Annotated in this window: 22 protein-coding genes and 1 pseudogene; 11 read left to right on the forward strand and 12 right to left on the reverse strand. The window is 63.2% G+C overall.

Annotated elements, in window-relative coordinates; translation table 11 throughout:
• The first annotated feature begins 88 nt into the window (after nucleotides 1–88).
• From sigM to RHO23_RS20960, 5 genes are all read left to right on the forward strand, one after another.
• Nucleotides 89–679, forward strand: a complete 591-nt coding sequence (gene sigM / locus RHO23_RS20940) for an RNA polymerase sigma factor SigM (RefSeq protein WP_373877328.1) — start codon at nucleotides 89–91, stop codon at nucleotides 677–679.
• Nucleotides 680–765: 86 nt separating this feature from the next.
• Entirely contained in the window at nucleotides 766–1665 is a 900-nt protein-coding gene (locus tag RHO23_RS20945) for a hypothetical protein (RefSeq protein ID WP_423488284.1), read from the forward strand.
• A gap of 152 nt (nucleotides 1666–1817) precedes the next feature.
• A complete protein-coding gene (trxB, locus tag RHO23_RS20950; protein WP_046255383.1) occupies nucleotides 1818–2795 on the forward strand; it encodes a thioredoxin-disulfide reductase in 978 nt (325 codons plus the stop codon).
• Nucleotides 2796–2825: 30 nt separating this feature from the next.
• Nucleotides 2826–3155, forward strand: a complete 330-nt coding sequence (gene trxA / locus RHO23_RS20955; protein ID WP_030097681.1) for a thioredoxin — start codon at nucleotides 2826–2828, stop codon at nucleotides 3153–3155.
• A 135-nt stretch (nucleotides 3156–3290) separates the two neighbouring features.
• The gene (locus RHO23_RS20960) at nucleotides 3291–4478 is read left to right on the forward strand and encodes an N-acetylmuramoyl-L-alanine amidase (protein ID WP_030097682.1); all 1188 of its coding nucleotides are present in this window, start codon (nucleotides 3291–3293) and stop codon (nucleotides 4476–4478) included.
• On the opposite strand, the gene RHO23_RS20965 is transcribed toward RHO23_RS20960, so the two are convergent.
• The 3 genes from RHO23_RS20965 to RHO23_RS20975 all read right to left on the reverse strand — a co-directional run bounded on the left by RHO23_RS20965 (nucleotide 4475) and on the right by RHO23_RS20975 (nucleotide 7181).
• On the reverse strand, nucleotides 4475–4645 hold the full coding sequence (locus tag RHO23_RS20965) for a ferredoxin (RefSeq protein WP_423489272.1): 171 nt from the start codon (nucleotides 4643–4645) through the stop codon (nucleotides 4475–4477). The genes RHO23_RS20960 and RHO23_RS20965 overlap by 4 nt on opposite strands.
• Nucleotides 4646–4698: 53 nt before the next feature.
• Nucleotides 4699–5982: a cytochrome P450 gene (locus RHO23_RS20970; RefSeq protein ID WP_423488285.1), complete on the reverse strand. Its 1284-nt coding sequence runs from the start codon at nucleotides 5980–5982 to the stop codon at nucleotides 4699–4701.
• A gap of 350 nt (nucleotides 5983–6332) precedes the next feature.
• Nucleotides 6333–7181, reverse strand: a complete 849-nt coding sequence (locus tag RHO23_RS20975; RefSeq protein WP_423488286.1) for a hypothetical protein — start codon at nucleotides 7179–7181, stop codon at nucleotides 6333–6335.
• A gap of 140 nt (nucleotides 7182–7321) precedes the next feature.
• Between RHO23_RS20975 and RHO23_RS20980 the strand changes: the two genes are divergently transcribed.
• Nucleotides 7322–7963, forward strand: coding sequence for a TetR/AcrR family transcriptional regulator (locus tag RHO23_RS20980; RefSeq protein ID WP_064410080.1), 642 nt, complete (start codon nucleotides 7322–7324; stop codon nucleotides 7961–7963).
• A 38-nt stretch (nucleotides 7964–8001) separates the two neighbouring features.
• Nucleotides 8002–8913 carry an MBL fold metallo-hydrolase gene (locus RHO23_RS20985; protein WP_217340570.1) on the forward strand — a complete coding sequence of 304 codons (912 nt, stop codon included), beginning with the start codon at nucleotides 8002–8004 and terminating at the stop codon, nucleotides 8911–8913.
• Nucleotides 8914–8922: 9 nt separating this feature from the next.
• Here the strand turns inward: RHO23_RS20985 and RHO23_RS20990 are convergent, their stop codons facing one another.
• From RHO23_RS20990 to rpmH, 9 genes are all read right to left on the reverse strand, one after another.
• The gene (locus tag RHO23_RS20990) at nucleotides 8923–9639 is read right to left on the reverse strand and encodes a hypothetical protein (protein ID WP_057968875.1); all 717 of its coding nucleotides are present in this window, start codon (nucleotides 9637–9639) and stop codon (nucleotides 8923–8925) included.
• A 254-nt stretch (nucleotides 9640–9893) separates the two neighbouring features.
• Complete coding sequence (locus RHO23_RS20995; protein WP_064410082.1) at nucleotides 9894–10877, reverse strand: ParB/RepB/Spo0J family partition protein; 984 nt, start codon at nucleotides 10875–10877, stop codon at nucleotides 9894–9896.
• Between the two features lie 64 nt (nucleotides 10878–10941).
• Nucleotides 10942–11799, reverse strand: coding sequence for a ParA family protein (locus tag RHO23_RS21000; protein WP_227457888.1), 858 nt, complete (start codon nucleotides 11797–11799; stop codon nucleotides 10942–10944).
• 109 nt (nucleotides 11800–11908) lie between these two features.
• The gene (rsmG, locus tag RHO23_RS21005) at nucleotides 11909–12622 is read right to left on the reverse strand and encodes a 16S rRNA (guanine(527)-N(7))-methyltransferase RsmG (RefSeq protein ID WP_423488287.1); all 714 of its coding nucleotides are present in this window, start codon (nucleotides 12620–12622) and stop codon (nucleotides 11909–11911) included.
• A gap of 50 nt (nucleotides 12623–12672) precedes the next feature.
• The gene (locus RHO23_RS21010; protein ID WP_423488288.1) at nucleotides 12673–13218 is read right to left on the reverse strand and encodes a protein jag; all 546 of its coding nucleotides are present in this window, start codon (nucleotides 13216–13218) and stop codon (nucleotides 12673–12675) included.
• 42 nt (nucleotides 13219–13260) lie between these two features.
• On the reverse strand, nucleotides 13261–14346 hold the full coding sequence (gene yidC / locus RHO23_RS21015; RefSeq protein ID WP_030097693.1) for a membrane protein insertase YidC: 1086 nt from the start codon (nucleotides 14344–14346) through the stop codon (nucleotides 13261–13263).
• Entirely contained in the window at nucleotides 14339–14623 is a 285-nt protein-coding gene (gene yidD, locus RHO23_RS21020) for a membrane protein insertion efficiency factor YidD (RefSeq protein WP_057980052.1), read from the reverse strand. The genes yidC and yidD overlap by 8 nt, the downstream gene beginning before the upstream one ends.
• Entirely contained in the window at nucleotides 14620–15003 is a 384-nt protein-coding gene (rnpA, locus tag RHO23_RS21025; protein ID WP_078344360.1) for a ribonuclease P protein component, read from the reverse strand. The genes yidD and rnpA overlap by 4 nt, the downstream gene beginning before the upstream one ends.
• A 24-nt stretch (nucleotides 15004–15027) precedes the next feature.
• Entirely contained in the window at nucleotides 15028–15171 is a 144-nt protein-coding gene (rpmH, locus tag RHO23_RS21030) for a 50S ribosomal protein L34 (RefSeq protein ID WP_030097696.1), read from the reverse strand.
• A 73-nt stretch (nucleotides 15172–15244) separates the two neighbouring features.
• On the opposite strand from rpmH, the pseudogene RHO23_RS21035 reads away from it, so the two are divergent.
• From RHO23_RS21035 to gnd, 4 genes and pseudogenes are all read left to right on the forward strand, one after another.
• Nucleotides 15245–15649 (forward strand): annotated as a pseudogene (locus RHO23_RS21035) (hypothetical protein).
• Nucleotides 15650–15771: 122 nt separating this feature from the next.
• A complete protein-coding gene (gene dnaA, locus RHO23_RS21040) occupies nucleotides 15772–17247 on the forward strand; it encodes a chromosomal replication initiator protein DnaA (RefSeq protein WP_030097698.1) in 1476 nt (491 codons plus the stop codon).
• A gap of 690 nt (nucleotides 17248–17937) precedes the next feature.
• A complete protein-coding gene (gene dnaN, locus RHO23_RS21045; protein WP_057963591.1) occupies nucleotides 17938–19137 on the forward strand; it encodes a DNA polymerase III subunit beta in 1200 nt (399 codons plus the stop codon).
• Nucleotides 19138–19186: 49 nt separating this feature from the next.
• Nucleotides 19187–20080, forward strand: coding sequence for a phosphogluconate dehydrogenase (NAD(+)-dependent, decarboxylating) (gene gnd / locus RHO23_RS21050; RefSeq protein WP_423488289.1), 894 nt, complete (start codon nucleotides 19187–19189; stop codon nucleotides 20078–20080).
• Nucleotides 20081–20095: the final 15 nt, after the last annotated feature.

The following is a 20095-nucleotide window of genomic DNA, read 5'->3' on the forward strand; positions in this document are numbered from 1 at the left end:
TACCACCTATCGTTGAAAGTTGTACGACCGTTTGCTATGGGGTGACTTTGTGGTCGACGTCACCCCCCTTTCTTATTAGTGTGCGCGTGTGGGCATGGTTCAGGGGGTTCTCACCGCTCCTCAACACTCGGACGCCGAGCTGCTGGCTGCCCACGTCGCCGGCGACCCCTCCGCTTTCGAGCAGCTATTCCGCCGTCACCACCGTCGCCTCTACCGGCTCGCTCGGGCCACCAGCCGCACCCCCGAAGACGCCGCCGATGCGCTGCAGGAAGCGATGCTCTCAGCGCACCGTGGAGCCGCCAATTTCCGCAACGATGCCGCCGTCACCAGCTGGCTGTACCGCATTGTCGTGAACGCCTGTCTGGACCGACTACGTCGTACCAAGGTGCACAGCCCGCTCGAACTCGAAGAGGACGTCTACACCCTCGAGGACCCCTCGACCAATATCGACACCTCGATCGTCATCCAGAAAGCCCTGCTCAGGCTGCCCGCCGAACAGCGCGCCGCGGTCATCGCCGTCGACATGCACGGATACTCGGTGGCCGATGCCGCTGAGCTGCTCGGCGTGCCCGAGGGCACGGTGAAGAGCCGCTGCGCCCGAGCCCGCGCACGTCTGGCCGTCGCCCTGCACTATCTCGACAAGGCCGGCTCCGTCGAACCGGAAACCATCGACCACTAACCGTATGCCGCCGTACCATGCTCCGCCTGCGAAATTGGGTAACACGGGTGGCCAGCGGTAGCTGGGTACGAGGATGATGAATTCACATGGTCAACAATCCGCCGGACACCGCCGATGGCGAAGGTAACCTCGACAAGGTGAACCTCGCCGAGGTACCGCTGTCACTCGACGTCCTGGCCGACCTACACGCAGGCGTCTATAGCGCACGCGACGCCGAGATACTTCGGCAACGGGCAGAGCAGGATCCGGACGCGCGCACGACACTCGCCGCCCTCGACCATGTACGTGCCGACCTGGTGGCGTGGAGGGAAAGCCCCGCCCCCGATGTGCCCGCGTCTGTCGTCGACGGCATCGTTGCCGCACTGCACGCCGAGTCGTCCAAATCGACGTTGCCCGTGGTAGCTGCGGATGCCGTCCGGCCCGCGGAGCCGCGCCTCAACCTGGTGACCGGCCCCGTCCCCCTGGACCATCGCCGTCGTCCCGCGGCAAAGCGCCGCTGGCTCGCATTCTCGGGCGCGGGGTTGGCCGCGGCCGCCTGTATCGCGGTGGCCATCACCGTGGTCGCGCAGAACAACCAGCGCACCTCTGAGACCACCGCCACCGTGGCGGGCCCGTCGTTGTCGCAGTACATCGCGCCCAAGACCGCCGCACCCATGGCGCCGGAATTGCCGCCGCAGGGTGCCCTGGGCCAGACTGCCTTCCCGATTTCTGGCAACGAGATCACCGCACTCGTCGGCCGCACCCCCACATTCGGCACCCTCGAGGACCCCGCACTGCGCGCGTCCTGCCTCACCGGCCTCGGCTTCCCGGCCTCAACGCCCGTGCTCGGAGCGCAGACCCTGGACGTCGACGGCCCCGCGGTGTTGATGGTGCTGCCCGCCGAACGTCCGGGTGAACTGTTGGCGGTGGCCGTCCGGCCCGGTTGCAGCCAGTCCGATCCCCAGCGGGTGGCACAGACCCGAATCGGCGCGACACCCGGCCGCTAGAAGGCCGGGCCGCACCCGTATCTCCCACCGCCCGCCCGGCTGTATCTCCCACCGCCCGCCCGGTGCGGAACATCCCGCTCTAGGCTGTTGTTTCAGCACTCGCATGGCCTTTGTCTCCAACAGGCACTCAGATCGGATCAGAAGGGAACCGCATGTCGGAGGTTGTATCGACCGAGTCCGAATCGGACATCCATGAGCTCATCATCATCGGCTCAGGACCCGCTGGGTACACCGCGGCGGTCTACGCAGCCCGCGCCCAGCTGAAGCCGATCGTTTTCGAGGGCACCCAGTTCGGCGGGGCACTCATGACCACCACCGAGGTCGAGAACTACCCGGGTTTCCGCGAGGGCATCATGGGTCCCGACCTGATGGACCAGATGCGTGAGCAGGCCATTCGCTTCGGTGCCGACCTGCGCACCGAGGATGTCGATGAGGTCTCCCTGCAGGGCCCCGTGAAGACTGTCACGGTCGGTGGCGAGATCTTCCGTTCCCGCGCGGTGATCTTGGCCATGGGCGCCGCTCCGCGGTATCTGGGGGTACCGGGCGAGGACACCTTGCTGGGCCGGGGCGTGAGCTCCTGTGCCACCTGCGACGGTTTCTTCTTCAAGGATCAGGACATCGCCGTCATCGGCGGCGGCGATTCCGCGATGGAAGAAGCGACTTTCCTCACACGGTTTGCCCGCAGCGTGACACTCATCCATCGCCGCGACGAGTTCCGCGCGTCCAAGATCATGCTCGAGCGCGCGTACGCGGACCCCAAGATCAACGTCCTGACCAACACCAAGATCCTCGGGGTCGAGGGCACCGACTCGGTGATCGGGCTCAAGCTCGAGAACACCGTGACCGGGGAAGCCTCGCAGCTGCCCGTCACCGGCATGTTCGTCGCCGTCGGGCACGATCCCCGTAGCGAACTCGTTAAGGATGTCGTCGACGTCGATTCAGACGGGTACGTACTGGTGCGCGACAGAAGCACCTACACCTCACTGGAAGGCGTGTTCGCCGCGGGCGACCTCGTTGACCGAACCTATCGGCAAGCCGTCACCGCCGCCGGAAGTGGTTGTGCCGCAGCTATCGACGCCGAGCGCTGGCTCGCCGAGACGGCGCATTCCCAGACCCTCGTCGAGGCCTAGCCTCACCGCCACCCATCACAAGGAGAACCCATGAGCGACCACGCGACCGTTACCGTCACCGACGACTCATTCCAGCAGGATGTCGTCTCCAGCAACAAGCCCGTGCTGGTGGATTTCTGGGCGACCTGGTGCGGGCCCTGCAAGATGGTGGCCCCCGTGCTGGAGGAGATCGCCAAGGACCATGGCGAAACGCTGACCATCGCCAAGCTCGATGTGGATGCCAACCCGGAGACCGCACGCGCCTTCCAGGTGACGTCGATCCCCACCCTGATTCTCTTCCAGAACGGTGAGGCAACCAAGCGGATCGTCGGCGCCAAGAGCAAGTCGGCGTTGCTGCGTGAGCTGGACGGGGTCGTCTAACCGGTTCGACACCGGTCGGTTGACTCGGCCGGGAGTTTCTCTCATCGCCTAGGCATCTGAGACAATAGTGCCGTCCCGACGACGGGCAGCCCGTGTCCGGTCGGTGACAGTGCGGTTTCTTGCGAAAGGCGGAGTATGACGACAGGCGCGTCGAACATTCGCCGCGGCGATCGAGGCCCCGCCGTCAGCGAGGTACGCGAGGTGCTCACCGCACTCGGGTTCCTGGAGGATCCCGATGAGGTGCTTGCGACCGGTCGGCACGTCATGCCCGACCACTTCGACCCGACCTTGGACGACGCCGTGCGCGCGTTCCAGCAGCGCCGCGGCCTGTTGGTCGATGGTGTCGTCGGACCCGCGACCTATCGCACCCTGAAGGAAGCTTCCTATCGGCTTGGGGCTCGCACCCTTTTTCACCAGTTCTCCGCACCCATGTACGGCGACGATGTGGCGACTCTGCAGAAGCGCCTGCAGGATCTTGGGTTCTACACGGGCCTGGTCGACGGGAACTTCGGGCTGCAGACCTACAACTCGCTTATGTCGTACCAGCGGGAGTACGGGCTGACCGCGGACGGAATTTGTGGACCCGAGACCCTGCGCTCGTTCCAGTTGTTGGGTCGACACGTCACCGGTGGATCCGCGCACGCGATTCGTGAGACCGAACACGTCCGCAACGCCGGCCCACAGCTGTCAGGCAAGCGCATCGTGATCGATCCCGGTCTCGGCGGCGCCGACCGCGGAGTCATCGTTCCGGGTCGCGAGGGCCCGACCAGCGAGGCAGACATCCTGTGGGACTTGGCCAGTCGCCTCGAGGGCCGGATGACAGCGATCGGTATGGACACGTACATCTCGCGCGCCATCCAGAACAACCCCACCGATATCGACCGCGCCACCTACGCCAACAATGTGGGTGCCGATCTGATGATCAGCCTGCGTTTCGACTCGCAACCGACGGTGGCCGCCAGCGGCGTCGCGTCCTATCACTTCGGCAACCTGCATGGCTCGGTGTCCACCATCGGACACATGCTGGCCGACTTCATTCAGCGAGAAGTGGCTGCTCGCACGGGATTACGCGACTGCAGAGCACACGGCCGGACGTGGGACCTGCTGCGCCTCACCCGGATGCCCACCGTGCAGGTGGACATCGGGTACATCACCTCGCCGAACGATGTCTCCATTCTGAGCGCCGCCCACTATCGCGATGTGGTGGCCGAGTCGATTCTGGCCGCGGTCAAGCGTGTGTACCTGCTCGGTAAGAACGACCGGCCTACTGGCACATTCACTTTCGATGAGCTGCTGGCCCACGAGCTGTCCGCCGGAAGTTAGTCCGAGCGCACCAGCTCGATCGCGCTTGCCGGACAGAGGTGCACTGCCTCATCGGCCTTCGCCACCTGGTCCTCGTTCAACACCCCAGCAGCCCTCGGTACGGCAGTGCCATCCGCATCCGCACTGAACAACTCCGGGTGCTGCGCAACGCAGTATCCGGACCCCATGCACAGATCCTGATCGACGATCACACTGAACCCTGCGTGGGCCCCGACCACGGTCACGCCCTCGTTAGGGTAACGGGCAGCCCACCATCGAGCGTCACCGAAAAGTTGAAGTGGTGCTTGGGCTTCCAGGTCTGCGGGAACGTCAGCCGATACCTCTGGAAAATGATCGTCAACAAGAACTGCGCGTTCATGTAGGCCATGCCGGTGCCGAGGCAGTGGTGTCTGCCCGACCCGAACGGCATGAATGCCAGTCTCGGACGCTCCCTGACAAGTGCCTGATCCATGAATCGATTCGGGTCGTAAGAGTCTGGGTTCACCCACCAGCGTGGATCACGGTGCATCGAGTACAACGACGGGCCGACGATGGTGTATCGCGGGATGAGGTACCCACCTATCACGTCGTCTTCCATCGCGAATCTAGGATTGAGCGGGTGGCCCTGCAACCTCTGCCCCTCGTCGAAACACGCTTTCGCCCAAGATAACTTGGGTAGATCATCCGGCGTCGGCACTGCACCGTGCAGCGCGTCAACCTCTGCGTACAGCCGGTTGAGGTGATCCGGGTGTGCCAGTAGTAGCGCGAGTGTCCACGACAGCGACGCCACCACCGTCTCGTATCCGCCCGCCATCAGGATCATCAGTTCCATGCTGAGATCCCGCTCCGACAACGGACTTCCGTCATCGTAGGTCGCCTCCAACAACAGGCTCAACAGATCCGGGGTCTCGACGGGGTGCCTGCGGCGGTCCTTGATCAGCCTTCTCGTCAATCGCCACAGTCTCCACATGGACCTGGGCGCGCTCTCGCGCCCGGGTAGCGGCACCAGGTTTGGTAAGGGGCTCATCAACGTCACCGACGCCATCAGCGACATGAAAGTCCTTAAGTCCACGTCGGTTTCGTGGATCTCCTGCGCGGTGATCGACGAGGAGAACATCGCGCGCAGGAACGCGGGCAAGGTCACCTGTGCGATCGCGTGTTGCAAGTCCACCTCCTGCCCGGTGTCTGCCCACCGTGCCCAGCTGTCGACTCGGCCCACGAATTCGTCGGCGATCACCTCTGCCACCCGCGCCAGATGACGGCGTCCGAACATCGGCATGAGCATCCGGCGCCGTTGCCGGAACTTGTCTCCCTCCAGCATCGGAATCGCAGCACCGATCATGCCCATTGCCGCCTGGCCCGGTCCGATCATGCTGTACCGACCGACAGGGTCGTCCATCACCTGGCTGGCGTAATCCGGATGGTTCACCACAATAATGCTGCCGCCCAACGGAAATGGAACGCTATAGATGTCGCCGAACTCCTTTGCGCAGCGCCGAAAGAACTCGAAGGGTTCACGCCGCATCTCCGGGACACTCCCGACGAACGGTCGGCCAACGGGGCCCGGTGGAGTGAGCGCTGCTCGCCCCACTCCCCGCACGGCGCTAGCCGCCAGAGGAATGCCTGCGCGGGTGACCCGCCATGGATCATGCCTACCGAAGGCAGATCCTCCGTGTCGTCTACCAATCTCGTTGACTTCGCGCACCGTCGGATTGAGCGGCAATGGCCCCCAATCTCCCGTCAGCTCACGTGGCAGCGACACATCTATTGCGCCGGATTGGGTCCTTGCGGAAGCCTCGAATGGACAAGCATCGGTCGTGTTCTCGGCAGTGGGTGGCTGCGGCATGCTCCTTGGTCTCCTTTTCCGAGGGGTGACTACGCCACGGGCACGGGCTGTTTGGAGCGCGCGCCACGCGCCGGTCCCAACACCGTGGCTCCGACCGCATCGCGGTAACGCTGACACGTAGGTGAGTACGCCGCGATCACAACGGCCAGGAGGTTGAGGGCCGTGCACAGGATGGCGATCGCCCATGACGGTCCGGGCCCGAGTCCCAGATGAATCGCGAAGTAGTTCGGCAGCGTGCAGATGATGGTGTAGGCGAGATATGCCCCCGGTGCGACGAATGGGATTATTGCCCAACGGTATCCGCGCATATGCGGCCGGATCGCTACCAGTACCCAGGCGATCATCACCAGGAATCCGCCGTTCTGCACGAGGCTGGGCAATGGGACTCCGTACACCAGTGCGTTGTTGCTGTAGTACCTCATCAGGCCGAAATGACTGTTGACCATCTCACCGATACATTCGCCAATCCCGAAGATCACCGCGAACGAGATGAGTGTCCAAGCGGCCCAACCCTTTTTGATCATCTCGTAGACGAGTAGCGCCGTCGGCGCCGTACCCACCCAGACCAGCGGAACGAAGATCGGAAGGGGCCGGTCGGCGATCGTGACGTAGGGCAGGGCGTTGGTCATATAGGTGGTGGCACCAATGACGTCGAGCCACGGCTCGACGAAGTACGGCAGGACTGTCACCCCGCTGAGCATGATCAGCCAGTACATCAGCGCGTCTTCGTGCCTCCGTAGGGTCATCCATCCCACCCAGATCAGCGAAATCGCCAGGCAAGCAACAAGTATCGCGACGACGGTCCATGCCCACCACGGCTCACCGTGAATGACTGGTGGTGGACCCCACTGCGCACCCGCACTCCATCGTCTCGTCACAAGTGTCCTTTCGCCGTCGGCAAGCGGTTCATTCGGACACTAATGTCTGATTTGAGAATAAGTCAATCATTTCGAGACAAATCATTCCGTAAGGCGACACGCCTCATCGATAGCCTGCGGCGTCGACTATTCTCAGCCGCATGGAGGACCCCGCGGAAGCGCCGATCCGCATGGCAGACCGGCAGCGCGCTCGACGCAGCGAGCTCGTCAAAGAAGAGGTGGTGGAGGCTGCCCTGGCGGAATTCTCCGAGCGCGGGTACCACCAGACATCGATCGCGCATATCGCGGAGCGGCTCGGCACCGGCCACTCGATGTTCTATCGATACTTCACCAACAAACGCGACATCCTCGAGCACGTGGTGCAGCACGCCACCCAGCGCACCGTCGAAACACTCAGTCACACGCTGCCCGGCCGCATTACGTCGCTCGACGAATTCCACGATTTTGCAGTGAATCTCGGACTTGCCTACATCGGGATGGTGGTGGCAGATCCCCGACTGTCGCGCTTGATGCTGCAACAGGGTGCCGCTGTTGATGCGGAGATGACTGCGCAGTTCTGCCAGGTGTTCGACGCCGGGGCTTCGGTTCTCGCTGGCCTATTACGTGACGGGATCGAATCTGGTTATGTCCGGCCGGGTATCGACGTCGAGGCCGTCGCTGATTCGGTGGCCGGCATCCCGCTGGGAATACTTGCCCGCTACGGGCACGACCCCGATCAGGACATTCTCGCATCACGCGTACGCGCAACCGCCGACCTCGTCTGCCGGGGGATCGCCCCCTAGCGGGAATACGCCGCTCCCGGTGAGCGTTTCCGGCCGCTGTGAACACATTCACCGTCGGTGATGCGACAGTCACCCAGCTCACCGAACTTGCGGTGTGGCCGATCCCGCCACACGATTGGTATCCAGCCATCAGCGAGCAACAGCTCGCGTTCGCCCGAGCCGCCTATGCACCATCGGCCATCTCGGCAGATGGTGCCGCTCTGATCTTCTCCATCCACAACTACCTCATCGAGTTGGGCGACACCGTCGTGGTGGTCGACACCTGCTCAGGCAATCACAAGAACCGGCCCTTGTTCCCAGACCTCCACATGCTCGATACCGACTACCTGACTCACCTCAAGCACGCAGGATTTGATCCCGAGGACGTCGACATCGTCATCAATACCCATCTCCATCTGGACCATTGCGGGTGGAACACCCGGCTGATCAACGGCACCTGGCAGCCCACCTTTTCGAACGCCACGTATCTGTTCCACGCCACTGAGCTCAAATACATTCAGGCACAATGGGAGTCGTCTCCGGCAGGTGAGTGGGCCGAGGGGGGCGGCTGGGTCTATCAGGACAGTGTCCTTCCGGTCCTCGAACATTCTCCGCACCGCTTCGTCGCCCCGGGTCATCAAATCCACGCGCACGGCTCCACGCGCATCACCACCCTGGACACAGCCGGGCACACACCGGGGCACCTTGCCATCGAAATCAGTGCTCCGGGCACCGGTGTCATCATCTCCGGCGACGCGCTGCATCACCCCATGCAGGCCCAGTTTCCAGATCTGCCCTTTTTCGCGGACGCCGATCCTGTCATGGGTACCGCTGCTCGTCGCGCACTGCTCGGACGCTGTGCCGACGAAAACTTGCGCCTGGTGACCGCCCACTTCCCCGCACATCTACCGATGGGTGTCCGCCGCAGCGGCGCCACATTCGAATGGACGGACCCTCCGGCCGGGCAATGAGCCCTGCCGCTAGAACGCGGCGCCCACCACCGGGCCGGCCCCCGCAGGTTGCGGAATCCGCACCGACTCCAGGAGTCGCTCCAACGCGGCCTCCACGTCGGCCTTCCAGCCGAGCCCGCTGTCAAGCTCCAACCGCAGTCGCGGGAAATGCTGGTGCGGTGCGACCACCGTGAAACCCACATCCTTCAGGAAGTCGACATCGATCATGCACTGCTCGATGGTGCACTCCCCCAGTACATCTGCCGCTTCCGAATGCCTAGCCAACGACCCTTCGCAAAGATCCAGCGCCTCGCTGGTCCGGCCGAACGCCTCCAGCGCGCGCACACCGCGGCGCACCAACTCGGCGACCACATTGGCGATGATGCTGTGCGGCAATCCGTCTGACTCGTGACCCGGCTCCACACCCAAGGACGTCAGCAGGACTGCATCCGCACTGACCGGGGCGGTCGGGAACAATTGCGCGCGAGGCACCACCCCGGGCGGGGCATACAACGCGTATCCCACCGTCGCGGGCCGCGACTGCGGACCGGCTATCGCGACCTGACCGCATGACCCCCACTCGAGCATGACCATCGACAGCCATGCTTCCTTCTCGAACTCTGGGTCCGACAGGTGCTGGCTGTCTCCGACGGTAGCGGGGTCCACTTCCCAGAAGACACACCGCCGGGCGTGCTTGGGCAGCTGCTCGAAACCATCGAGCCGCAAAGGAACGATCCGAGCCGACACTGGTCTTGTACGCCTCCACGTCAGGTCCACATGGTGCGCGGAACGCCTCAAGCGTCCGGCAACCCTTCAAGGATATGCGAAATTTCTGGTTTGGCACCCGGCGACCTTGCCGCGATACCTGGAATGCACGGCCGGAGCCGTCGTCGTGCCGATGATTCCCCTACGGAGCCGAAACTTCTTACTTGCCAAGCGTTTTCGCGCGGGAGCCGTGCTTCGTGGGTTTTCGCGTCACAGTGACGTTTCTCCCCCGTGGGCTAGGACGTGGCTTCGCCGGACATCATGTCGACAATTCGCTGCAAATCTTCCACCGAGCCGAACTCGACGACGATCTTGCCCTTGCGCTTGCCCAGGCTCACCGTCACACGGGTGTCGAAGGTACCCGACAAGCGCTCGGCGACATCCTGCAAGCCCGGCATCTGGATCGGCTTGCGCCGCGGCGCCGGCTTGGGAGCATCGCTGCGGTTCGCCAGCGTCACCGCTTCCTCTGCGGCCCGCACCGACATTCCCTCGGCCACGATCCGGGCGGCAAGCTCCTCCTGGGCCTCGGCTCCACCCTCAAGAGCGAGCAGCGCCCGCGCGTGGCCAGCCGATAGGACTCCCGCCGCGACCCTGCGCTGTACCGCGATCGGTAGGCGCAGCAGTCGGATCATGTTGGAGATCACCGGGCGCGATCGACCGATCCGGGACGCCAGCTCTTCATGCGTCACTTCGAACTCATCGAGAAGCTGTTGGTACGCGGCCGCCTCTTCCAAAGGGTTCAGCTGCGCCCGGTGGATGTTCTCCAGCAGCGCGTCTCGAAGCAGATTGTCGTCGGCCGTCTCCCGGACAATCGCCGGGATGGTATCCAAACCGGCCTCCTGGGTAGCACGCCACCGCCGCTCCCCCATGACGAGTTGGTAGTCACCGCCCGCGACCGCACGCACCACGATCGGCTGCATCACACCGAACTCGCGGATGGAGTGGACCAACTCCGCGAGCGCCTCCTCGTCGAAGACCTGGCGCGGCTGCTTGGGGTTGGGCTTGATGGCCGTCACCGCGATCTCGCGGTACACCGCGCCGATATCGGTGGCCGGTGCAGACGGAGCCGCTGGGCCGCCGCCGATGATCACATCGGCGGCGGCGTCACCCAGGCGCGGGCCTGCGGGGGTGGGTGCACCATCCACCGGTGCCGTCGGGATCAGGGATGCCAGGCCTCGGCCGAGTCCGCCCTTACGCCGTGATGGTGGCGACTGACTCATCGGTTACTTCTCCCTTTTTGCATCCGCTGTACGCACATGATCATCTTCTCGTAGTGCACGGCGCTCATTGTGGATCACTCGCCGACGGGCTCGGCCGCTGCGCGAGTTCGCGCGCGGCATCCAAGTAGCTCAGGGCTCCCCGTGAACCCGGGTCGTATTCGAGGACGCTGGTTCCGTATCCCGGAGCCTCTGAGACCTTGACGCTACGCGGGATGACCGACCCCAACACCTTCGGACCGAAGTGGCTACGCACTTCGTCGGCCACCTGGTCGGCGAGCTTGGTCCTACCGTCGTACATGGTCAGCAGAATCGTCGACACATGCAGCGCGGGATTCAGGTGGGCCTGGACGAGTTCGATATTGCGCAGCAGCTGGCCGACGCCCTCCAGCGCGTAGTACTCACACTGGATCGGGATCAGCACCTCGTTCGCCGCCACGAGTGCGTTGACCGTCAGCAGGCCGAGCGAGGGCGGGCAGTCGATGAATACGAAGTCAAACGCGTCGGCGGGTAGCCCAGCGATCGCGCCACGCAGCCGGCCCTCGCGAGCCACCATCGACACCAATTCGATCTCGGCACCGGCCAGGTCGATCGTCGCCGGAACGCAGAAGAGGTGCTCGCTCTGTGGACTGGATTGGATCGCGTCCTTGATGGGGATCTCACCGAGTAGAACTTCGTACGACGACGGGGTGCCCGCACGATGATCGGCACCCAGCGCGGTGCTCGCGTTGCCCTGTGGATCGAGGTCGATCACCAGAACATTCAGACCCTGCATCGCCATCGCGGCGGCGAGGTTCACCGCGGTTGTGGTCTTGCCGACGCCACCCTTCTGGTTGGCGATCGTCAGCATCCGGCGATGCGCCGGCTTCGGAAGACGGACCGATCCTTGCTTGATCTGGGTGGCACGCTGAGCGGCTGCACCGATCGGAGTCTCCGACTCCTCGAAGTTCGCGGGCGAGCGGTGGCCGTCACCCGTTGCGCCGGTTTCACGTGAAACATCGTCGCTAGTCACTGTCGTCTCCTTGATCGGATGCTCATCGGCTCCGCTTCCGCGTACCGTCGCGGGAGCTTCCCCGTCGACGGCCTCCGTCGCATTCTTTCCGCCGCGCGACCACCACCGTGGTGGGCGGATCGAGGTACCGCGTGCCACACTGCACCACCCTCACATCGTCAGCGCCGAGCAGGCTCAGCGCACTACCGTACTGCTGCACTTCTTCATCGGCGCGATCGCCTTTGATCGCCAACATGCGTCCGCCGATCCGCGTCAACGGAAGGGACCACCGACCGATCTTGTCCAGTGCCGCGACCGCCCGAGACGTGACCGCGTCCGCCCCACCAACCTCCGCGATAACACTTGGTTCCTCCGCCCGGCCGCGCACCACCGATACGTTGGTGAGGCCCAGCCGCTCGATCATTTCACGGAGGAAGTCGGTGCGGCGCAGCATCGGCTCGACCAGAACGATATCGACGTCGGGGCGTGCGATACCCAACGGGACACCCGGCAGGCCCGCGCCGCTTCCGACATCGATCACTCGCTCACCGGAGTCGAGTAACTCCCCCAGCACGGCGCTGTTGAGGATGTGGCGCTCCCACAATCGATCGGCCTCGCGTGGGCCAATCAGACCGCGCTCCACACCAATCGTCGCGAGTGCGTCAACGTAGTCGACCGCTAGAGGCAGCCGCTCGTCGAAGACCTCGGCTGCGGCCTCCGGCACCGGGAGGGTCTCGCCGTGTTTCACGTGAAACATTCCTCCCGGAGCGCGGCCACTGAATTACATGGATGGGATTTGGTGGCTGACTAGTCGTGCAGGACGACGACACGACGCGAGGGCTCCACGCCCTCGCTCTCGCTGTGCACACCGTCGATTGCCGCAACGGCGTCGTGCACGATCTTGCGCTCGAAAGGAGTCATGGGAGCGAGCTCCTCGCGCTCACCAGACTCCAGCACCTGCTTGGCGATCTTGGTGCCCAGCGCCGCCAGCTCGTCGCGACGACGGCCCCGCCAGTTCGCGATATCCAGCATCAGGCGGCTGCGCTCACCGGACTTCTGCTGCACCGCCAGCCGTGTCAACTCCTGCAACGCGTCGAGCACCTCGCCCTTGCGGCCAACGAGCTTGGACAGGTCGCCCCCACCGTCGATGCTCACGATCGCGCGGTCTCCCTCGACATCGAGGTCGATATCGCCATCGAAGTCCAGGACGTCGACGAGCTCCTCGAGATAGTCGCCGGCGATCTCGCCTTCGGCAACCAGACGTTCCTCGAGATCCACCGTGCGCGTCTCACCCTCGGGTGCGGCGTCGACCTCGGTTGTGGTCTCTTCGGCTTGAGTGTCCAGATCGGTCATCGTTCTTCTCCCTCTGTCACGCCCGTGCAGAATCGCGGGCGGTTAGCGCTTGCGGCGACGATCGGGCCGAGCACCCGGCTTCGGGGTGCGGCTCGTCGTACCTGATCCATTGGTGGAGTCCGGGGAAGCCTGTCCCCCGGTGTCCTCGTCCGTGCCACCCGATTCCACAATCTCGGTGCTGTCGGATTCGTCTGCTTGTTTCGCCGGCTGGTTCTTCCCGCCGCGCGTCGGCTTGGCACCTGGCTTCGGGGCATTCGCGGCCCGTCGCTCCAGATCCGCCTGCTTCTTCTCTTCTTCTTCCTTGGCGATGTGGTTGAAGACGTAATGCTGCTGACCGAACGTCCAAATGTTGTTGGACACCCAGTACAGGATGATCGCGATCGGCAGGAACGGACCACCCACGACCACACCAAGCGGGAACACGTACAGCGCCAACCGGTTCATGATCTGGGTCTGCGGGTTGGCCTGGGCCTCAGGACTCTGCCGCGCGATAGAGGCCCGGCTGTTGAAGTAGGTCGCGATACCCGCGATGACCATCAACGGTATCGAGACTCCCGCGACAGCCCACCTGTTGAATTCGGTGAACGCGTCCAGACCCGTCGTCTGAATCATCGTGGCGCCCAGCGGGGCACCGAACAGGTTCGCGTCCAGGAAGTTGGCCACGTCGCCGGCGCTGAAAATGTAGTTACCCGTGGCGCGGTTCGCCTCTACCGACATATGCACCTGACCGAAGCCACCGGTAGTTCTGTTGAACGAACGCAGTACGTGGAACAGACCCAAGAACACCGGAATCTGCGCCAGCATCGGCAGGCAGCCGAGGATCGGATTGAAACCGTGCTCGCGCTGCAGCTTCTGCATCTCCAGTGCCATGCGCTGACGATCGTTCTTGTACTTCTTCTGCAGAGCCTTGATCTGTGGTTGCAGCTCCTGCATCTGCCGGGTGGTCCGAATCTGGCGGACGAACGGCTTGTACAGAATCGCCCGGAGGGTGAACACCAGGAACATCACCGACAGCGCCCATGCGAAGAAGTTCTTGGGGCCCAGCAGGTACGCGAACAGCTTGTACCAAACCCACATGATCGCCGAGACGGGGTAGTAGATGAACCCGAGACTGAACCAATCAAACATCCGCTGTACTCCTCCGCACGCTCACGTGCTCTACGTCTTCGTGCTTGGTATGGCGTTCAGGAATCGGATCCCATCCACCGTGGTGCCAGGGTCCGCACTTCAGTAGGCGAATCGTGGCCAACCAACCGCCGCGGACCAGTCCGTGCACGGTCAATGCCTCGACCGCGTACTGGCTGCAGGTCGGCATAAACCGGCAACTGGGCAGACGCATCGGCGAGACCCAGGTTTGATACAGGCGAATCAGGAAGATCACCGCGCGTGCGGGACGGCTTTTCATGGCTGCCGCTCGGGTGCGGGTTCCAACCGGGGTATCGACCGGTGGACTCCGTCACGCAATTGCTGACGCAGACTCGCCGAGAGTGCGGTGCTGCTACTGGGCAGCGCTCTGATCACCATGCGATCCACGGGTTCAAGTGTGGGGAGCACCTCGGCGGCAACATGCCGGAGCCGACGAGACACCCGATGGCGCACTACCGCGCCGCCTACCGATTTCCCGACGATCAAACCGACCTTGGGACCCTCGGCGTCGGCCGGTGTAGAACCCACACAGCCACGTTGCAGATGAATCACCAAGTCTGCGTGGGCAGTTCGCACTCCACGCTTGACGGTCTGCCGGAATTCGGATGATTTGGTCATCCGGTGTCGAGTCGGTAACACCGACTACCTACCTGCGCCCGAAACTCAGGCGGTCAGTTCCTTGCGGCCCTTACGACGCCGGACCGCAATGATTGCGCGTCCGGCACGGGTGCGCATGCGCAACCGGAACCCGTGGGTACGCGCGCGACGCCGATTGTTTGGCTGGAAGGTCCGCTTGCCCTTTGCCACCGCTACTACTCCTTTATATCCGTCACGTGCTCAACTGACATCACTCACGCCGCCCGTTCACGACGCATGCAATGTGCTGAGACGCATCAGTCCGTTGGTACTGCTCACTCGCCACCGGCGCGGTGCCTACGGAATCTCGGGTTTCACCCCTGATGACGTGCGGGTCGCGGCCGTGCCGCCAACGTTCGGGCGACTGTTTGAGGGTACTGACCTGCTCGTCGCCGGTCAAACTGATCTCAACCGTCACACGCGTATCCCCTCTGCACAGCAGTCCGTCACCTTTACGAAAGTTGTCACCGTAGTCACGGGATAGGTTGGCGGGGCGGCACAAAAACTGTTAGCTTCTGCGAATGCCGTTTCCACCGGGCGAATGCATCGGAACCACCCACGCGGGCCGATGCCGATCGCGGTCGGACACCGACTAGCCGGTCCCCCGGAACAGGTGATCCGACGTGATCTCCTGGTATGCGCACACTGACCACCACACGGGTGGTCTGCTTTGTTGTCCACAGGTGTGGATAACCGTGTGGAAACCCACGACCGATCATTGAAAAGGGGCTACTGTCGACGTGTCCCCTACTGCCAGAGAGATGCTCGCCGTTGACTGATGAACTGAATTCCCAGTTCACGGCGGTATGGAATACCGTCGTCGCAGAGCTCAATGGTGACGACAACCAATATTTGTCGAGTTTTCCGCCACTCACGCCTCAGCAGCGCGCCTGGCTCACATTGGTCAAGCCACTCACCATGGCCGAAGGTTTCGCACTGCTTTCCGTGCCATCCAGCTTCGTGCAAAACGAGATCGAACGGCACCTGCGCGGACCCATCGTGGAGGCCCTTTCCCGTCGCCTCGGCGAGAACGTCGAGCTGGGCGTGCGAATCGCGGCGCCGGCTCCTGGCGAAGATTTGGAAGTCGCCGGCCCCACGCCCGAACTCGAGCTCGACGAGGTCGATGAGACCACCGAGGCGCTTGCTAGCGCACACGAATCGTGGCCGTCCTACTTCATCAACCGTCCGGGCGGGGCCGACAAGGCCGAGACCCCCGACACGAGCCTCAATGCGCGTTATACCTTCGAATCTTTCGTCATCGGCGCATCCAACCGGTTCTCGCATGCGGCCGCCGTCGCAGTTTCCGAGGCTCCCGCCCGCGCGTACAACCCGTTGTTCATCTGGGGTGAATCCGGGTTGGGTAAGACGCATCTACTGCACGCCGCCGGGAACTATGCCCAGCGCCTGTTTCCCGGTATGCGCGTCAAGTACGTCTCCACCGAAGAGTTCACCAACGACTTCATCAATTCTTTGCGCGATGACCGTCGAGTCGCCTTCAAACGCAGCTACCGCGACATCGATGTTCTCCTGGTCGACGACATTCAGTTCATCGAGGGCAAGGAAGGTATCCAGGAAGAGTTCTTCCACACCTTCAACACCCTGCACAACGCCAACAAGCAGATCGTGATCTCCTCCGACCGGCCTCCGAAGGGCCTGGCCACTCTTGAGGACCGGCTGCGCACCCGCTTTGAGTGGGGCCTCATCACCGATGTTCAGCCCCCCGAACTGGAAACGCGGATCGCGATCCTGCGCAAGAAGGCACAGATGGATCGGCTGGACGTCCCCGATGACGTCTTGGAACTCATCGCAAGCCGGATCGAACGCAATATTCGGGAACTCGAAGGGGCGCTCATCCGGGTGACCGCTTTCGCCTCGCTGAACAAGTCCCCCATCGAGCTGTCGCTGGCCGAGATTGTGCTGCGCGACCTCATCCCCGACTCAAACTCCATTCAGATAAGCGCCGCCACGATCATGGCGGTCACCGCGGAGTACTTCGACACCACCGTGGAAGAGCTTCGTGGGCCCGGCAAGACACGGGCGCTGGCGCAGGCGCGCCAGATCGCCATGTACCTCTGCCGCGAACTCACGGACCTCTCGCTGCCCAAGATCGGCCAGACGTTTGGCCGTGACCACACCACCGTCATGTATGCCGACAAGAAGGTCCGTGGCGAAATGGCTCAGCGGCGTGAGGTTTTCGATCACGTCAAGGAACTCACCGCCCGGATCCGCCAGCGTTCCCGGCACTGACCTAATTCCTGCCCCACCCGGCCCCCGCGGCCGGGTTTTTTGTCTCACCGCACCGCGCCGGGCCCTCAACACGTACCCATTTCAAGACTTTTCGAGATTTTTCTCGATGATTTTTTGTCACCTCGTGTGGCTCACACGTCACATCCACACCAATCGACGTTGTGCACAGGACTGTGGACTGCCGTGGGGCAAACCTACGATCGGTTGGGGGTTGCTGAACGAATGACATGTCCTCCACATCCGCGGGGCGCAACCTTCGTCGGAATCCACAAACTCCTGACAACCCCTCTGAGCCTCTGTCGTGCGACAACACTTGTCTGTCCACAGATTCCACAGCACCTACTAATACTGCTTAGATCTCTATCTAATCTTTCTCTCTAAAAGCAGCTGTGTGGATGGACGCGTCAACAAGGACCGTCCAGCCGGTAACCCGGCCATGGACTTCAGGGATCCTCGGAGCGACTGATCCGCTTTCCCGATGCGTCGAAAGCATCTACGGTTGTGCTTCGGAAGTCGCAAGGCCTGAGACTTCCCACTCCGAGTGACAGAACTTGTGCGCGGTGCCCCGGTGACGTGCCGGGGGTCGTCCGATGCGCTGTCAACGCTGTCACCCGGGCGTGCCACGATGGCTATCACGGATTTTTGTGTGCAGACAGTCCGACCTGGACAACGAGGAAGCGAAGGGTATTCATGGATCTTGCGAGCCCCACTGCCGCAGACACCAGCCTGAAGTTCAGGGTCGCGCGCGACGACTTCGCCGATTCGGTGGCGTGGGTTGCGCGGAGTCTGCCCTCGCGGCCGACGGTTCCGGTCTTGGCTGGTGTGCTGCTGACCGCGCATGACACGGGTCTGACCCTCTCCGGCTTCGATTACGAGGTTTCCGCGCAGGTGCAGGTGCCGGCGGAGGTTGCCGCGTCCGGTAGTGCGCTGGTGTCGGGCCGACTTCTTTCTGATATCACCCGGTCGCTGCCCAATAAGCCTGTCGATGTGGCGTTGGAAGGTACACGCCTGTTGATCAGCTGTGGAAGCGCGAAGTTCTCGCTGCCGAGCATGCCGGTCGAGGATTACCCGGCGTTGCCCTCGCTGCCGGAGGAGACCGGCGCCCTGGGTTCGGAGGTGTTTTCCGAGGCGATCGGCCAGGTCGCGGTCGCTGCGGGTAAGGACGACACGCTCCCGATGCTGACCGGTATCCGGGTTGAAATCAACGGCGACACAGTGGTTTTGGCGGCAACAGACCGCTTCCGTCTGGCTGTTCGCGAGCTGAAGTGGACGTCCGGATCAGGCGAGACCAGCGCCGCGGTGTTGGTTCCGGCCAAGACGCTGTCCGAGGCGGCAAAGTCTGCGTCCAGTGGATCAGACGTGCAGCTCGCGCTGGGCGCGGGTTCGGCGATCGGATCCGAAGGTCTGTTGGGCATCGTCAGCAACGGCAAGCGCAGTACCACCCGCCTGCTCGACGCCGAGTTCCCCAAGTTCCGGCAGTTGCTGCCGACCGAGCACACCGCACTGGCCACCGTCGGTATTGCCGAGTTGGTGGAAGCCATCAAACGTGTTGCGCTGGTTGCCGACCGTGGAGCGCAGATCAGGCTGGAATTCGAGCCGGGACTGCTGCGGTTGTCGGCAGGTGCCGATGATGTGGGCCGTGCCGAGGAAGAACTCGAAGTGGATTTCGTCGGTGAACCGCTGACCATCGCCTTCAATCCGACGTACCTGACCGATGGTCTTGGGTCGCTGCACTCGAATCGGGTGACTTTCGGCTTCACGACTCCCAGCCGTCCGGCCGTACTGCGTCCGGCGGAAGACGATCAAAGCTCGCCAGAAGGCCCCGGGCCGTTTACGGCAGCGCAAACTGACTATGTCTATCTATTGATGCCGGTGCGCCTGCCCGGCTAGGGCTCGCACCCCAATCGGTATAGGTACTGGTCATCGGAGGTTATAGGTCATGCAGCTGGGTTTGGTTGGACTGGGCAAGATGGGTTTCAACATGCGCGACCGGCTGCGCGCCGGTGGGCATGAGGTCATCGGATACGACCCACGCCCGGAGGTCACCGATGTGCCCTCGCTTAAAGGGCTGGCTGATGCCTTAGAGGCGCCTCGTGTGGTGTGGGTGATGGTGCCGTCGGGTCCGATTACCCAACAGACGATCGCTGAGCTCGCCGAGGAATTGTCCGAGGGCGACCTCGTGATCGACGGCGGTAACTCGAGGTTCACCGAAGACCAGCCGAATGCGGAGCTGTTGGCGGCCAAGGGGATTGGATACATCGATGCGGGTGTATCCGGCGGGGTGTGGGGCAAGGAGAATGGCTACGGGCTGATGGTTGGGGGCAGCGACGCCGATGTGGCGCGGGCGTTGCCGATCTTTGACACGCTGCGTCCCGAGGGTGATCGTGCGGACGGCTTCGTACATGCCGGCCCGGTCGGCGCGGGTCACTACGCCAAGATGATTCACAACGGTATCGAGTACGGCCTCATGCATGCCTATGCCGAGGGGTACGAGCTGCTGGCGGCCGAACCGCTGATCACCGATGTGCAGGCCGTACTGCAGGCCTGGACCAAGGGCACCGTGGTGCGGTCATGGCTACTGGATCTGCTGGCCAAGGCTTTGAAGGAAGATCCCGGCTTCGACGCGATTTCCGGATACACCGAAGACTCCGGAGAGGGACGTTGGACGGTCGAGGAGGCCATCAACCATCGGGTGCCCGCGCCGGTCATCGCCGCGTCGTTGTTCGCGAGATTTGCTTCGCGGCAAGAAGATTCACCTGCAATGAAGGCGGTCTCGGCGTTGCGTAACCAGTTCGGCGGCCACGCGGTCAAGCGCGTCGGTCTCTCCGGCTAAGGACGCGCGCGGACC

Source organism: Mycobacteroides sp. PCS013 (assembly GCF_049532645.1).
Taxonomy (GTDB): domain Bacteria; phylum Actinomycetota; class Actinomycetes; order Mycobacteriales; family Mycobacteriaceae; genus Mycobacterium; species Mycobacterium gwanakae.